Source organism: Phytohabitans aurantiacus, assembly GCF_027923225.1.
Lineage (GTDB): Bacteria > Actinomycetota > Actinomycetes > Mycobacteriales > Micromonosporaceae > Phytohabitans > Phytohabitans aurantiacus.
This window is the reverse complement of sequence record NZ_BSDI01000082.1, coordinates 45465-61422: the sequence shown is the minus strand read 5'-3', so window position 1 is coordinate 61422 and position 15958 is coordinate 45465. Positions and strand designations below refer to the sequence as shown.

The following is a 15958-nucleotide window of genomic DNA, read 5'->3' as shown; positions in this document are numbered from 1 at the left end:
ACCGTCAGACAGTCCGAAACCTAGGCCAGGCAACGGCGTGCCCCAATCACCAACCCGACCCCAACCCACACATCGGGGCGAAGAGCCGTGCATTTGTCCTTGATCGGCGTGCTGGGCGTGGCGACACGCCGTGCCAGGCTGACCTGGGGGCGGACGTGCACGGAGAAGAGATCCAACCGCGTGCGTTTGCCCTTGATCGGCGAGAGGCGGCGCGGGGCGCGGAGGCGGAGGCGGTGGCGGTGGCGTCGGGGGAGGACGGGTGCGGGCTGGTTTGCCCCTCTTCACCCACCTGTGGGTGGCCCCGCAGGGCCAGGGGCTTCTTGATCGCCGCGCGCCAGGCCGGCACGGCCCGGCGCGGGCCGGGCCGTCGCTCCGGGGTCTCAGGGGCGTCCGCGGACTGCTTCGGCAGCGGGCTGGATCGAACTGTCAGGCGCGAGCCGGTATTGGTTGTGTGTCGCGGAGGGCGGGGCCGCGGGAGCGACGGCCTTGACCGCGACGCGCGTCGCGGCAGCCCACCCGATCATTAGGGGGTTGTAGCGGTTCCGATACCGCGGTGGGCGTGCCCGTACTCGGCGCGGCGGCGGAGCATGACGACCAGCATGAGTGGCAGCATCGCGACGTGTGTGGCGATCATCAGGACGTGGCCGGAGATCGCGCCGGCCATGCTCAGCGGTGCGAGCAGGACGGCGGGCGCGAACATGGCGGCCACCATCTCCAGGGTCGGGGCCCATCCGTGCCCGCGGTAGCGCATCCAGACCACCATGCCGACCGACATGTCGAACGCCATCCGCAGCGCCATCGCCTCCGGTGCGTGCGGGAACGACAGGCCGGTCAGCGCCTCGCCGCCCGCCCACGCCGCGGCGAAGACGCCCATGCTGACGAACATCGCGACGACCATCTCGACGAAGTGCCTTTTCATGACGCCTGCCCCTCCGTTTATACCCCTGGGGGGTACGGTATCCGGTGACTGGCAACATACCAGCCGGGGGTATCGCGGGCAAGCCCAAGATTTCCGACGGCTGCCCCAAGGAACCGGACGGAATACGTCGAGGAACGTATGCGCACCGGTGGATATCGCGCCACTGTGGACCATGCGCGACGACGCGCGGTGACGACGGGGGACGCGGTGACGGGGGAGCGGATCGCTGTATTGGGGCCGTTCGAGGTGTCGGTGGACGGCCGTCCGGTGACGCTGACGGCAGGCCGCCTGCGCACGGTACTGGTGGTGCTGGCGCTGTCGGCGGGTGAGCCGGTCACCGTCGACCGGCTGGCCAGAGCGGTATGGGGAGAGGAACTGCCCAGAGACGCGCGGCGGACCGCGCAGCTCTACGTGACCCGGTTGCGCCGGCGACTGGGCGCCGAGGCGATCCGCACCGTGCCGGGCGGGTACGTGCTGGACGTCGAACCGGACCGGGTCGACGCGGTGCGGTTCACGCGGCTGCTCGACGCGGCCGCGTCGGCCACTGGCGTGGAGGCCGAGCGGGCGTTGCTGGTGGAGGCGCTGGCGCTGTGGCGTGGTGAGCCGTTCGAGGGTGCGCGATCGGCGTGGCTGGACGGGGTCGAGGCATCGCGACTGGTCGACCGGCGCCTGGCCGCGCTGGAACGGCGGATCGAGCTGGATCTGACCACGGGCCGGGGCGCCGACCTGGTCACCGAGCTCCAGAGCCTGACGAGGCTGTATCCGCTGCGGGAGCGGTTCTGGGGCCACCTGATGACCGCGCTGTACCGGGCCGGTCGCCGCGCCGACGCCCTGGACGCGTACCAGCGGCTGTACCGGCTGCTCACCGACGAACTGGGTATCGAGCCGAGCCAGCCGATCGCCGAGATCCATCGCGGTGTGCTCAGCGGTGAGGCGCCGCTCGATCCGGCGGCCGCGAGCGGCTGGCTCGCGCTGCCACCGCCGCGCCAGCTGCCGGCCGCCACAAGCCACTTCGCCGGCCGCTCCAGCAGCCTCGCCCGGCTCGACGCGCTGCTGCCGTCCGAAGTGGACGCCCACCCGGCCACGGTCGTCATCGCCGCGATCGCGGGCACCGCCGGAGTTGGCAAGACGGCCCTCGCCGTGCGCTGGGCGCACCGGGTCGCACACCGGTTCCGCGACGGTCACCTGTACGTGAACCTGCGCGGCTTCGACCCCTCGAACTCGCCGATGCGGCCGGCCGAAGCGATCCGCGGCTTCCTCCACGCCCTCGGCGTCCCGGCGCACCGCGTCCCGGACGAGCCCAGCGACCAGATCGGCCTGTACCGCAGCCTTGTCGCCGGCCGGCGGATGCTCGTACTGCTCGACAACGCGCACGACGCCAACCAGGTGCGGGCGCTGCTGCCCGGTACCGCCGGCAGCGTGGTCGTGGTGACCAGCCGCAACCAGCTCACCGGCCTGGTCGCGCACTCCGGCGCCCACCTGCTCACCCTGGACGTGCTCACGGCGCGTGAGGCGACGCGGGTGCTCCAGGCACGGATCGGCGGCGAGCGTGTGGCCCGCGAACGGCGGGCGGCCGAGGAGATCGCCGAGCACTGCGGGCGGCTGCCGCTCGGGCTGACCATCGTGGCGGCCCGCGCGGTCGCCCACCCGGACTTCCCGCTCGCCGCGCTGGCAGGCGAACTGCGCGACGCGCGGGGGCGCATCCAGGCGCTCGCCGGCGAAGACGCGGTCACCGACGCGCGGTCGGTGTTCGCCTGGTCGTACCGGCAGCTGACCGCCGACGCGGCGCGCCTGTTCCGGGTGCTCGCGCTGCACCCCGGCCCCGACATCTCCGCACCGGCGGCGGCCAGCCTCGCTGGCCTGCCCCGGGCGCGCGTGCGCGAACTGCTCGCCGAGCTCGCGCGCATCCACATGCTCGCCGAGCACGCCCACGGGCGGTACGCCCTGCACGATCTGCTGCGGGCGTACGCGGTCGAGCTTGCCGGCGGGTGCGAGTCCAGCGACCAGCGCCGGGCCGCGGTCCGCCGGGCGCTCGACCACTACCTGCACACCGCGCACGCGGCCGCGTACCGGCTCAACCCGCACCGCGACCACCCCGGGGCGCCCACCGACCCGGCGCCCGGCGTGTCACCCGAACGGCTCGGTGACCGCCCGGCGTTGCTGGCGTGGCTCGCCGCCGAGCGCGCGGTGCTGCTCGCCTGCGTCCGCCAGGCGGTCGACAGTGGACTGGACGGGCACGCCTGGCAGCTCGCGTGGGCGCTGGGCGGCTACCTGGCGCGCAGCGGCCGGTGGCAGGACTGGATGGCGACCCAGTCGGCGGCGCTGCACGCGCTCGAACGGCTGGGGGACCGGTACGAGCTGGCCCGCGCCCACCGCGGCCTGGCCCGCGCGCACCGGCAGCTCGGCAGGCTCGACGACGCGCAGACGCACCTGCGGGTGGCCCTGCGGCTCAGCGGCGAGCTGGGTGACCGGGGCGGCCTCGGGTACACGCACCACGTACTGGGACAGCTCTCCGACATGCGGGGCAACCTGCTCGGGGCGCTGGACCACGCCGAGCACGCGTTGCGCCTGTTCCGCAGCGTCAACGACGTGGCGGGGCAGGCGTTCGCCCTGAACTCCACCGGCTGGTGCCACGCCCGCCTCGGCGAGCACCGGCAGGCGCTGGCGCTGTGCGCCGAGGCGCTGAGCCTGCAGCAGCGGATCGGTGACCCGTACGGCGAGGCGACCTCGTGGGACAGCCTCGGGTACGTGCACCACCGCCTCGGCGACGGGCAGCGCGCGATCGCGTGTTACGAGGCGTCTCTCGTGCTGCGGCGGGACGGCGGTGAGCGGTACGGCGAGGCGTGGACGCTGATCCGGCTCGGCGACGCCCGTTACGCCCAGGGCGATTCCGGCGCGGCCGGCGAGGCGTGGCGCCTGGCGGCGTCCATATTGGACGAGCTGGACCACCCGGACGCCGACAAGGCCCGCGTCCGCCTGGATCAGCAGGCCTGACTCACGAGGTGGTCGCGGGGAGGGGTGCGCCGCGGCGGAGTTGGCGGCCGGTCAGGTATCTGCGGCGGTCGGTGATGAGGATGGTGGCGAAGGCGCCGACGGCGAGCCAGACGGACAGGTGCGTAACGCCGGTGACCAGCCCGGGACCGCCGGTGACCACCGAGCGCAGCGCCAGGGTCGCGGCGTACGTCGGCAGGTGACCGGCGACCGTGTACAGCGGACCGGGCAGTGTGGACACCACACCGGTGGCGGCGGTGAGCACCAGCACCGCGAGCGAGGCCAGCCGCCCCGGCCGCTTGAAGATGGCCGTCACCGCCTGGTTGAGCGCGACGAACGCCGCGGCCGCGAGCAGCGCGACGGCCAGGAAGCCAGCGGACCGGCCGGCGCCGAGGTCCAGCACGGGTACCGCTATCGCCGTGATGGCGAGGGCGGCGAGGGCGGCGGCGGTGGCGCCTGGCAGCGCGGCGCGCACGATGATGCGCCACGTCGGTTCGCGGGCGGTCAGCACCGCGTCGGGGACCGCCCGGGTGACGATGTACGTGGCCAGCGCGAGCGCCCACAACGCGAGCGCGGCGGCCAGGGTGATCGCGAGCGTGCCGACCGGGGTGCGGTCGGTGGTGGCGGTACTGGGGTCGGCGACGACCGCCGCGAGATGTGCCCGTTCGGCGTCCGAATAGGACGGTACCTGATCGCGTCCCTTGCCCAGCTCGGTCGCGAGCCGCTTGGCGCCGTCGTCGACCTGGCCGGCACCCGCGTCGACCTTCTTCGTGCCCGTGTGCAGGTCGGTGGCGCCCGCCGCCACCCGGTCGGCGCCGTCCGAGAGCTGCCGCGCGCCGGTGTCCGTCCGCTGTATCCCGTCGTCGAGCTGGCGGGCGCCGCTGGCCGCGCTGGCGATACCGTTCGCGAGGGTTCCGGCGCTTTCCGCCAGTTGGGCGTTGCCGCCGGCCACCTGCCGCGCGCCGGTCGCGAGCGCCGTGACGGAGTCGCGCGCCTCGACGGCCGCGGCCCGGATGCGCGCCTTGGCACCGTCGATCGCGTCGGCGTCCCGCGCGAAGCGCTTCGCCGCGCCGTCGAGCCGCTCGCAGAACGCCGAACCGCCGCCGCTCGGTCCACATTGGTCTGCGAGGCGCTGGAACTCGGCCGCCGCCGCGCGAGCCGACGGCAGGGCGTCGATCGCGGCGATGATGCGGTTGGCGAGCGGGACCACGGTGCCGGCGAGCTGTTCGTTGCCCTGGGCCACCCGTGCGGCGCCGTCCGCGAGTTCGCGGGTGAGCTGGGGCAGGCGCGCGGTGTCGCGTTCGGCCTGGGTCAGCCCGTCGGACAGCCGCGCCGATCCGGCGGCCAGCTGGGCGGTACCGGAAGCGAGCTCGTCCGCGCCGCTGGCCAGCTCGCCCGCGGCGGTGGCGAGCCGCGCGGCGCCGTCGTCGACCTGCTTGGCGCCGGTGCGGAGCTTGCCGGTGCCGATGGTGAGCTGCTTCGCGCCGTCGGCGCCCTCGCCGATCTGCTCGTGGATCGTGCCGAACGCGACGTACACGTTGTCCAGATAGGTCCGCACGACCTGCTGGTTGAGCGTGCGCTGCGTCGCCTCGGCCACCTCCGTGCTCAGCGCGGGATCGGCGACACCCGCGGCGTCGGAGGTGTGGATGCGCAGCTCCGCCTTCGTCGCGTCGAGCGGCTTTCCGGTGACCGGCGAGGTGGCCCGCGCGGAGAAGTCCTTCGGGATGGTGACCGTGGCCGTGTACGCGCCGCGTTCCAGGCCGTCCGAGGCGTCCGCGCTGTCGGTGAGTACCCAGGTGTAGGCGGAGTCCGGGTTGTGGGTGAGGTCGCCGGCCAGTTGCCGGCCCAGCGGCACGGTCTGCCCGTTCACCGTCACCGGCTCGTCGTCGTTGACGACCGCGGCGGTGGCGGTGCCGTGGTCGGTGTCCGGCGCCCAGTACGCCCACGTGAGGAGGCCGGCGATGAGGACGGGTACGACGATCAGGCCGGTCCAGGTGCGCCAGGTCAGCGGACCCGAGGCGAGCGCGCGGGCGGAGTTGGAGAACGGCGTGAGCATCAGGGAACCTCCGCGGGCGAAGCGGCGAGCGTGAGCAGGTGCGTGTCCTCGGGCAGCAGGTCACGGACCCGGTCGGGGTCCTGGCAGGTGAGCACGACCGAGACGTGCCGGCCGGCGGCCGTGCGGCGGCGGGCGAGGATGTCGCGCAGCGCGGCGCGGGCGTCGGTGCGCAGTACCAGGTCGACGTCGTCCAGCAGGACAAGGTCGACGCCGTCGTCGAGCGCGGCGTTGACCACAGTGGACGGGTCGGGATCCTCGTGGCAGCGCGCGACCGCGACCGACCGTCGCAGGGCGTGCGCGTGCTGGGGCAGCACCCGGCCGAGCACCTTGAGGTCGCCCTTGTGCGCCGTGACCCGGCCGGCGAGCGTCATCAGCAGCGCGGTCTTGCCGGTCGGGCCGGGCCCGTGCAGCACGAGAACGGCGCCGCGCGGCAGGCGGATGCCGACATCGGCGTAGACCGGGCGGCCGCGGTCGTCGTGTAGACGCAGGTCGCGGGCGCTGATCGCCTCGTCGGTGCCGGGCCAGTCCGCGAGGCGCAGCTCGTGGACGAGGGTGTCGCCTTCGGCGTCGAAGACCGGCAGGGCACGGTCCAGTTTGGGCGGTAGACCCCAGGCGCGGTGCCCGAGCAGGGCCAGCACAGCCGGTACCAGGGTCATCCGCACCAGGAACGCGTCGACGAACACCCCGACGGCGAGGCTGAACGCGATGGGTTTGATGGTGGCGCTGCCCTCGGGCACGAACGCGGCGAAGACGGCGAACATGATGACCGCGGCCGCGACCACGACCCGCGACGCGGATATGAAGCCGGACTCGATGGCCTGGGCCGGGTCTCCATGGTGGACGTAGTGCTCGCGGATGCGGGAGACCAAGAAAACCTCGTAGTCCATGGCGAGTCCGAACAGGACACCCATGAGAATGATGGGCAGGAAACTGATGACGCTGCCGGTGTGCGTCACGTCGAGGAGTTCGGCGAGGTGCCCCTGCCCGAACACCCACCAGGTGGCGCCGAACGAGGCACCGACCGACAGCAGGTACCCGGCGGTCGCCTTGATGGGCACCCACACCGACCGGAACACCATCGCCAGCAGGATCAGCGACAGGCCGACGACCAGGACGCCGAACGGCAGCAGCGCCCCGCCGAGCTTGGCGGACACGTCGATGCCCACGGCGGTGATGCCGGTGACCGCGGTCCGGGTGCCGTACGCGTCGAGGAAGTGCTTCTCCTTGCCCCGCAGCGCGGTGACGAGCTTCTCGGTCTCGGGGGAGTCCGGCGCGCTGGCTGGGACGACCTGGATGATTCCGGTGTCGCCCTTGGGGTTGGGCGTGGCCAGCGGCACCGACGCCACCCCGGGAATCGCGCGGAGCTCGGCGGCGATCTTGTCGACGAGGCCGACGGGATCGGTGCTGGTGATGATGTCCGCCGTGACGATCAGCGGCCCGTTGTAGCCGGGTCCAAAGTGGTCAGCGACCACGTCGTACGCCGTGCGTGCCTGGCTGCCTTCGGCCTCGGTGCCGTTGTCGGGCAGCGCCAGCCGCAGGCCGGCCGCCGGGAGCGCGCACACGGCGAGGCCGGCGACCACGACCAGCACGGTCACGAGCGGCGCGCGCGTGACCGCGCGCACCCACCTTTGTGCGATCCGCGGCCGTCGGGCCCTCTTTTTGGTACGCGGGCGCAGCGACCCGCCCGCGAACGACAGCAGCGCCGGCACGAGCGTCACCGCGATGGCGACCGCCAGCCCGACCGCGACCGCGGCGGCGACGCCCATCGTGGTGAGGAACGGTATCCCGGCGACCGCGAGCCCCAGCAGGGCGATCACCACGGTCAGGCCGGCGAAGATGACCGCCGACCCGGCGGTGGCGGTGGCCCGCGCGATCGACTCCTCGACGTCGAGCCCCTCGGCGAGCTGGTCGCGGTGCCGAGACAGCAGGAACAGCGCGTAGTCGATGCCGACCGCGAGGCCGAGCATCACCGCCAGCATCGGCGCGGTCGACGAGATCGGCGTGACCAGCGTTCCCAGGTAGATCGCCCCGATCGCGATGCCCACGCCGAGCACGGCCGTCAACAGCGGCATCACGGCGGCGACAATCGACCGGAACGTCAACAGGAGCACGATCAGCGCGATGACCAGGCCGGTCGCCTCGGTGGGGCTGAGCTTGGGTACCCGGTTGGAGAACGCGTCGCCGCCGGTGTACACCTGAGCCCCGTCACCGACGGTCGCCGCCAGGTCGGCGGCGATGGCCGACAGGTCACTCTTCGTCGCCGGCGTAACCTGAGCGAGATCCACGGTGAGCGGTACCGCGACGAGCGTGGCCCGCTTGTCGGCGGACACGGCCGGGTCAGCCACCGTGGCCACCTGGGACACGCCCTTGACCCGCTCCACCGCCGCCGACACGGCGGCCTCGGTCTGCGCCGTGTCGACCCGCTGGCCCTCCGGCACGACGAGTACCAGCTGCGCCAGCGCGCCGCTGACCTCCGGAAACACCCGACCGAGGTAGTCCAGCGCGTCCTGCGACTCCGATCCCGGTATCGCGAACGTGTCGTCCGTGCCCTGGTTGAATGTGGACGCGAGGGTGCCCATCGCGAGCAGCGCGAACAACCAGATCGCGAGGACGAGCCCGCGAGCCCGCACGGCCGTCCGGCCCAACCGGTAAAGGAACGAGGACAAGGCGGCTCCTGGGCTCTGATCACCAATTACGTGGTGTAACGATCAAGAGCCCAGAAGATCACGCCGGATGATCTCCAGATGCCTTCCGGGCTACCGCGACGCCCGTCGTGCGCAAGACCGCCGCTCCCGCGGCCTCACCCTCCGCGCCCCACACCCCCACCGGATTTTAGATCTCGAATACCTCTAGTCGCGGAGAGCCTGGACGCGCAAGCATGAGTGGATCTGCCCGTTGGCCGCTGGGTGCCTCAAGCGTGAGCTTGACGTTTCGTTTCAAGGTGTCGGCCAACCAGAACATGAACGACACCAGGTGTTGGAAGGCGGAGTCGGAATCGATCTGGCTGGCCTGGAAGCTCAACTCGATCTCTTCTACGGTGTAGAAGTGGCACCAGATCCACGACCCTCCCACCGTGACGCGCAACGTATAGGTTTCCGCCTCACGGCGGACCTGTTCGAAGATCTGCACCGCAGATACGAGTTCGACTGCTTGTTGCCCTAGACGGAACTCCATTTCCCATTCTGAATCCAGCAGCCCGACCAGCAGGCTATCCCACGTTTCCAGGGTGCTCCCCAGCACGTAGATGTCGCGCACCGCGCCGAACTCGTCACTGAAAATCGGAGCGAACTCGCTGTAGCGATACGTTGGCCCGATCACAGGAATCCTTCGAACGTAGCGACGCCTCCTCGCATGCTCCATCTTACGCCTCGCCCGTCGCCCGGCAGTTTGAAGTCTCGAGTGATGCCGCCATAGTGCGCGCTCGCACTGTGATTCACAGTCTCGACGACGCTGGGGTTCGTCATGATGTCTTCCACGTGGTAGTTGCCGATCAGCGTTCTATCGGCGTTGGTAGTGACCGGTCCAACGTCATATTTCTCGATGTGGGCCGGCGTGCGAGTGGCAGGATTGGTGTGTTTTTGGTAGGCCCTTCCCGCTGGGCTTAAGGCGTCTCCCGGATTGCCCTTTGCCAGGTCTGTCAAATCGTCAATCGAGGCGGCTTCGACAGCACTGCCGCAGTTGTGGACGAGTACCGGCGTGTTGGCAGCCTGGACGTAGTAGGTGTGGATGGCGTCGACCGTCAGGTCGTGCATGGTCTGGGGGCCGGGGAACGAGCGGACGCCGGTCACCGTGGCCACGCGGCCGTCGGCGGTGCGTAGCTCGTGGCCGACTGCCAGGTCGCCGGCGCCGACCCAGACCTTGGCCGTCTCGTCCCAGAACGGGTGGTGGTCGGTCGTGTGCAGGACCGTCGTGGTGCCCGCGGCCAGAGCGCCGACCGCCGCCAGTCCAGCCAGCGCCAGTTGTGGCCCGGCGGCGCGCCTTGCTGGCGTTCGTTTGTCAGTTACCGTCACGGTCACGTCGGTCAGGTCGGTGTCGCGGTTGACGTGAAGAGCGGTGACCCGTTGCGCCGTCGTCCTACCGGTCTCGGGGTCGGTGGCGAGGACCTTGTCGCCCAGCTTCACCTGGGCTATCGGTCTGCGGGAGCCGTCCGCCATGCGGACCTTCGTATCGGCCCGGAAACTGTGGGCGGCGCCGGCGGTCGTGCACGCGGGTGCGCTGGGCGAGCCGGATTTTTTCAGCCAGTCGTTGAAGTCTTTCATTCCCTTCTCGACCGCTGAGGTGACGCCCTTCGCCCAGTCCTTCATCTTGTCGAAGTTCATGACGGCGTTCCACGCCTTCTTGACGGCGCCGATCAGGTCACCTATCCGGTGCAGCTTGGTCCATGGGATGACACCGATGACCATGGATATGCAGGCGCCGATGCTGCCGCCGCCGAAGCAGTCCTTGATGTCGTTGATGCCGAGGAACTCCTGGAGGATGATGCCGCCGGCCTCGATGACGACGTCGAGCACGCTCTTCTGTTGGATCAGCTTGGCCTTCTCGTACTCCTCCTGCGTGTGGCCGGTGGCCTTGATGGCCGCCGCCCGCTTCTGCTTGATCTTCTTGTTGGCCTGCTGGATCTTCTTGGCCTTGGCGGCGGCCTTGTTGATCTGAGCCTTCGTCGCGTACTTCAGCGACGGGATGGACACCTGGCCGTCGACGTCGACGAAGACCTTCAGGCCGTCCGGGTCGCTCATGCTGATCGGGTTGTTGTTGGCGTACGCGTAGCCGTTGAGCTGCTGCGGATCGCTCGGGTCGATGATCGGGTCGACCGAGATGAACCGGCCGAGTGCCGGGTCGTACGACCTCGCGCCGAGTTGGACGAGGCCGACCGAGTCGTCGCGGGTGCCGCCGACGAAGTCCTTGTCGTCCGGCCAGCTGTTGGGCGCGGTGCCGCGGGTCTCGCCGAACGGCATCGACTGGCGCCGGGTGACGGCGAGGGTGTCGGACTTGAGCGTGCTGATGGCGGTGCCGTGGTGGTCGGAGACCCGCCAGTGCAACCCCGCCGCCGTCCGTACACCGACGGACAGGCCACCATGGGAGTAGAAGCGGGTGCCGGTCTCGACGCCGCTGGTCTTGTCCAGCTTGATTTCCTGACCGCCGAGGTAGAGCGTGACAGAGGTGGGATCGCGCCGCAGCAGCCGGCTGCCGTTGGCGTCGTAGACGAAGCTGGTGTCCTTGCCGTCGGCGGAGCGGGCCCTGGCCAGCCGGCCGCTGGTGTCCCAGGTCAGCGTCTGCGTGGAGCCGTTGAGGTTGCGCGTGGTCGTGTTGCCGGACTCGTCGTACCCGAAGCGGTCCTCCATCGACCCGTTGGGTCCGCTGGTGATGACGGATTCGAGGGCGTGGCTGGCCTGCTCGTACCGGTAGGTGCGGGTGGTGTCGGCGACGCCCCCGAGACCGTGGCGGGTCTCGCTGGTGCGGTTGCCGCTGGTGTCGTCGTCGGTGTCGTACCGGTACGACGTCCAGTATGGACTGTTGCCGGCGACGGTGCCGAGGGTGCAGTCGCCGGCCGTCGTCCAGGCTTCGGTCAGCCGCCGCAGGTGGTCGTACGTGAAGCACTGCCGGTCGGCGGTGCCGCCCGCCGGCACGTCTTCGATTTTGTGGAGGTTGCCGGCCGGGTCGTAGTGGTACCGGAGGTCGTTGACCTGTACGCCGGTGGCCTTCTCGCGCTCGACGAGCGACCGGGCCGGGCGGCGGGTGGCGTAGTCGTAGTAGAGGGTGTTCCAGACGTGCGCACCGGCGTCGCCGATGGAGAGCTGTGACAGCTCACCGAAGCGGCTGTAGAACGTGTCGTCGACGTACGAATCCGCCCCGCTGGTGGTCTTGAGCAGGCCGAGGTCGTCGTACTCGAAGGTGAGCGTCTCCTTGGCGAGGTCGCCGGCGGCGGGGAGCGTGGTGGAGGCGACGCTGCCGTCCACGCGATAGGTGACGCTGCTGTCGTAGTTGCCGGCGAGCCCCTGCTCGACGGAAGGGATCGTCAGCCTGCTGCCGGTCGGCCGGCTCGCGGCGTCGTAGCCGGTCACCGTCGTCTTGTACTCGTTGGCTCCTTCGAAACGGCTGCTGGACGTCGGGAGCCCCTTGAGGGGGACGTCGTACGTCCACTTCGCACGGAGCGGCTCGGCGTCGGCGGTGACCGCACGCTCCTCGGTCTTGCGGCCGAGTGTGTCGTAGACGAACTTGAGGGATTGGCCGCGGGCGTCGGTCGTGGTCAGCACCTGGCCGGCGGCGTCGTATGTGGAACTGGACGTGCCGGTGTCGGGGTCGTGCGTCTTGAGGCGGCGGCCGCGCAGGTCGTACTCGTAACGCCACTGCCGGCCGTCCTGGTCGGTGACCGTGGCCAGCTGCCCCGCGTTGGTGTACGTGTATCGGGTGATCTGCGCCGGACCGGTGGGCGCCGGGCCACGGTACTGGTGCAGCTCAGTGGTCTTGCCCTCGGCGTCGGTGTACATGGTGGTGGCGGTGCCGCCGGCCGGTGGCGTCTGGTCGGTGCGGTCGCCGTGGTACGTGACGCTGCTGCGCCACTTCTCGACGCCGAACGACTGGAGGATGGAGTGGGTGGGACGGCCGAGTCCGTCGTGGACGGTGATGGTCTGCGAGGGGATCGTGTTGTCGCCGGCGGCCACCAGGGTGGTGCCGGGTGCGCCCTCCGCGTAGTAGCTGGCGTTCGTCTGGGAGACGAGGCCGCGCGAGTCGTAGATGGTGTCGGTGATGACCCGGCCGTCGACCACGCCGCCGTCGCCCCAGCCCGGCCCTTGGGTCTGCCGGGGGCGCAGGAAGCCGTCATACAGCACGTAACTGGTGACGTAGTTGCCGTTGGCTCGCAGGGTCTCCGTGGAGACCGCGCTCGGGCGGTCGTTGCGGAGCTGGTAGTGGTAGGCGAGGTTCGGGCCCTCGCCGACGTCCTTCCGGCGCCCGGGCAGCCACACGCCGGTCACCCGCCCAAGGGCGTCGTGCTCGACGTCGGTGCGGCGGCCGTTCGGGTCCACGGTGGCCACTGGCTCGCCCCAGGCGGGTGACACCTCCGTCGTGGTGGTGTGGTTCAGGCCGTTGGTGACCGTCATCTCGGTGTTCAGGCCGCCGGTCTCGGTGTATCCGGTCGTCGTCTTGCGGTCCAGCGCGTCGAACGTCTCCAGTGGACGGCCGTACCGGTCGTAGGTGGCCCTGTTGGTGGTGGCGAGGACCGGTTCGCCGCCGGCGTACTCCACGACCTGCTCGGCCTTGATGGCGTTGCCGGCGTCGTCGTACGTCGTGCGCAGGTCCGAGATCGCGTCACGCGGGTACACGGGCGGTGTGGCACAGGAGACGGCGACCGTCTCGGTGCGCGTGGGCCGGCTGCCGGTGTACCACGTGCGCGTGCACTCCTCGTCGCCGGTGACGGCGAGGTCGCCCTGCTCGTCGACCTTCTCGACCAGGCCGTCGTCGTTGTAGACGCGGTTCACCTGGCTGCGACGCCACCCGCCCGACGACAGCGCGCCGTACTCGCGCACGGCCGCGGTGTCCACCTGGTACGCCCGCAGCTTGCCGTGCGTAGCCGTGTGGCGCGACCACATGTCGTTGATGGTGATGCTGGCGACCGGGCCGCCCTCGTCGTCGCGGATGCGCCGTTCCCGCATCTGTCCGGCGAACTGGTCGTCGTCCGGCACGGAACCGCCCTGGCTGTCCGGGACGGAGGCGGTGCGGGTGCCGCTGGGCTGGTGGTCGCCGTTCATGCCGCGGAAGTACTGGTACTCGCTGACCGACCGCACGCCGCGGTCGTCGCCGTGGCGCACCACGACGTTGGCGTAGCCGCGCCACTCGGACCAGGTGCGCCGGTCCGGGCTGATCAGGTCGCTGTCGGTGTAGCGCCAGGCGCCGCCGTCGCGGTACTCGTACGACATCACCTCCGTGGGCGCGTCACCGACGCCGTCGTACTGCGTCACGCTCGCCACGACGTACTTGTGCATCCAGTCGGTGCGTGCCTGCCCGCCTTCGGGCTGCCAGTACACCGGGAAGCAGCGCAGCGGGTTGGACTCCGGCCTCGGCAACGCGTTCGCGGTGCAGTTGGTCGGCGCGTAGTTGACGCTGACCACGCCGCCGTACTCGTTGTCCACAGCGGTCACGCGGAACTTGGCCAGCGGGGCGATGCCGTCGCTGTCGTTGTTGACCCGGTTGGCGAACGCCTCCTTGCGGAACGTCACCGGTGGCATCGCCGCCTCGCCGCCGTACAGTCCGGTGTGGACGATGCGGTCCAGCGACAGCCCTGGCGCCTCGTGGTCGCCCGGCGGGGGGAAGCTGTGCGTGAGCGTCCACTGGTCGACGTCTTCCGCGCCCACGTATGTGGTGACGCTGGCCAGCCGCTGGGTCGCCCAGAACGTCGGCGACACCTTGTCGGTGCAGTTGGCCGCGCACTTCTGGTCGAACGGCACGTCGGGATAGCTGTCCGGGTTCTCCAGCGTGCAGTTCTTGTCAGGAGCGCACCTGGGGGCGCTGCCGAAGACGATCCGCGCCGGCGCGGTGCCGGCCAGCTCCTCGCCGTGCCGGGTGCCGTAGTCGATCCGCTTCAGCACACTGGTCCGGTCGTACCTGACGGTCTGCCGGCCGAGATCGAGGCCGTACCAGTTGTACTCCTTCTCGTACCAGTAGCTCATCGTGTTGCCGCGCGGATCGACCACGTGGTCGAGGTTCCACCGGTACGCCTGGGTGCAGACCGACCCGGCGTAGGTGCCGGTGTTGCACGGTTCGTTGGTGTTGTTGCCGAACACCGGCACGGTCTGCACCGAGTTCGTCTCAGCCTTGCCGGCGGCCCAGTTGGGCAACTGGTTCACGCCGAAGAAGTACTGGATGCCCTCGCGCGTGGTGACCTTCCAGTACTCGCCGTCGTTGTCGCCGTTGGCGGCCCGGGTGAGCCGCTGGATGCGCGAGCCGTCGTCGTTCTTCAGCTTCCACTCGGTGTCGCTGATCCGCAGCAGAGGCCCGGAGTGGCCGGCCAGTGACAGTGTCGCGTTCTCGTTGAACCAGCACTGGTCGTAGGTCTTGCGCTGCCCGTTGTTGCCGCCGAGGTCGTCGGCGCAGCCCTTGTACGACCGTTCGATGTAGCCGGTCGTCAGGTCGAACCCGTCACCGGCCCACGAGGGCTGGTTGTTGGTGACCGACGTGCGGCCGTCGAGCGCGCCCGACGAGTACCCGAGCGAGAGCTGCGGCACCAACTCGCCCGGCACCGGGGGGACGCGCAGCGGGTAGCTCCAGCTGAAGTCGCCGGTGTGGGTGGACACCTGCCACGACGACGACAGGGCGAGCGGGGTGGCGCCGTAGTTGCCCGCCGGTCCGGACGCCGCCGCTGTCACGGCGAACGCCGCCGGGTCGGCTCCGACGTCGACCTGCGCGCTGAGCGTGCCGGCGCGCTGGTCGTTGCGGCTCGGTATCACCGCGCGGTCGGACAGCCGCACCAGTCGCAGCCGGCTGGCCCAGTCGCCGCCGTAGGCGTACCGGAAGCGTCCATAGTCGACGGACAGCGACACCCGTGCCTTCGTGGCGACGCGATCGGTGCGGCGCACGTCGAACAGCAGGCCCGCCACGCCGGCCTTGCGCGTGGCGTTCTGGTCCCGCACGTCGACGCGCACCGTGGGGGGCGTCCCGCGTTGGGCGCTCGCCACCCGCACCGGCAGCTTGCCGGCGGCGGCGGCCTTGGCGCCGAAGGCCGGCAGCCGCACCTCGGCCGATCCAGCCGTCGGCCAGGCCGTCGCCGGGAGGGCGGTCGTCTTGGCGGGCGCCGCCGCGGCCGGCTTTCCGCGTACCGGCACCGGAGTGACCGGTACCACCGGCTCCTTCTGCCGTGCGTTCGGCACGACGGCGGGCGCGGCGTTGGAGGGCACGGCGTGTGCGGCGGCCGGGTCCGCCAGGGTCACCATCAGGATCGCGGCGAGTCCCGCCGCCAGCCACCGGGTCGGGTGCTTGCGCATGACGGTTCTCCCTTT

The 15958-nt window shown here is 70.8% G+C and carries 6 protein-coding genes; 1 reads left to right on the top strand and 5 read right to left on the bottom strand.

Going from position 1 to position 15958, the window contains the following annotated elements; translation table 11 throughout:
- Positions 1 to 523: 523 nt before the first annotated feature.
- On the bottom strand, positions 524 to 919 hold the full coding sequence (locus QMG73_RS42915) for a hypothetical protein (RefSeq protein WP_281905459.1): 396 nt from the start codon (positions 917 to 919) through the stop codon (positions 524 to 526).
- 189 nt (positions 920 to 1108) lie between these two features.
- Here QMG73_RS42915 and QMG73_RS42910 point away from each other — a divergent pair, with 189 nt between their 5' ends.
- Positions 1109 to 3913 carry an AfsR/SARP family transcriptional regulator gene (locus QMG73_RS42910; RefSeq protein ID WP_281905457.1) on the top strand — a complete coding sequence of 935 codons (2805 nt, stop codon included), beginning with the start codon at positions 1109 to 1111 and terminating at the stop codon, positions 3911 to 3913.
- A 1-nt stretch (position 3914) separates the two neighbouring features.
- On the opposite strand, the gene QMG73_RS42905 is transcribed toward QMG73_RS42910, so the two are convergent.
- The 4 genes from QMG73_RS42905 to QMG73_RS42890 form a co-directional block, all read right to left on the bottom strand.
- Positions 3915 to 5966 carry a YhgE/Pip family protein gene (locus QMG73_RS42905; protein ID WP_281905455.1) on the bottom strand — a complete coding sequence of 684 codons (2052 nt, stop codon included), beginning with the start codon at positions 5964 to 5966 and terminating at the stop codon, positions 3915 to 3917.
- Entirely contained in the window at positions 5966 to 8632 is a 2667-nt protein-coding gene (locus QMG73_RS42900) for an MMPL family transporter (protein WP_281905453.1), read from the bottom strand. Before QMG73_RS42900 ends, QMG73_RS42905 begins: the two co-directional genes overlap by 1 nt.
- Positions 8633 to 8798: 166 nt before the next feature.
- Positions 8799 to 9284 carry a hypothetical protein gene (locus QMG73_RS42895; protein WP_281905451.1) on the bottom strand — a complete coding sequence of 162 codons (486 nt, stop codon included), beginning with the start codon at positions 9282 to 9284 and terminating at the stop codon, positions 8799 to 8801.
- A complete protein-coding gene (locus QMG73_RS42890) occupies positions 9281 to 15943 on the bottom strand; it encodes an RHS repeat-associated core domain-containing protein (protein WP_281905448.1) in 6663 nt (2220 codons plus the stop codon). The genes QMG73_RS42895 and QMG73_RS42890 overlap by 4 nt, the downstream gene beginning before the upstream one ends.
- Positions 15944 to 15958 lie beyond the last annotated feature (15 nt).

Coding starts and splice junctions, on each gene's coding strand:
- QMG73_RS42915 (WP_281905459.1), bottom strand. CDS start 919: ATGAAAAGGCACTTCGTCGAGATGGTCGTCGCGATGTTCGTCAGCATG.
- QMG73_RS42905 (WP_281905455.1), bottom strand. CDS start 5,966: ATGCTCACGCCGTTCTCCAACTCCGCCCGCGCGCTCGCCTCGGGTCCG.
- QMG73_RS42890 (WP_281905448.1), bottom strand. CDS start 15,943: ATGCGCAAGCACCCGACCCGGTGGCTGGCGGCGGGACTCGCCGCGATC.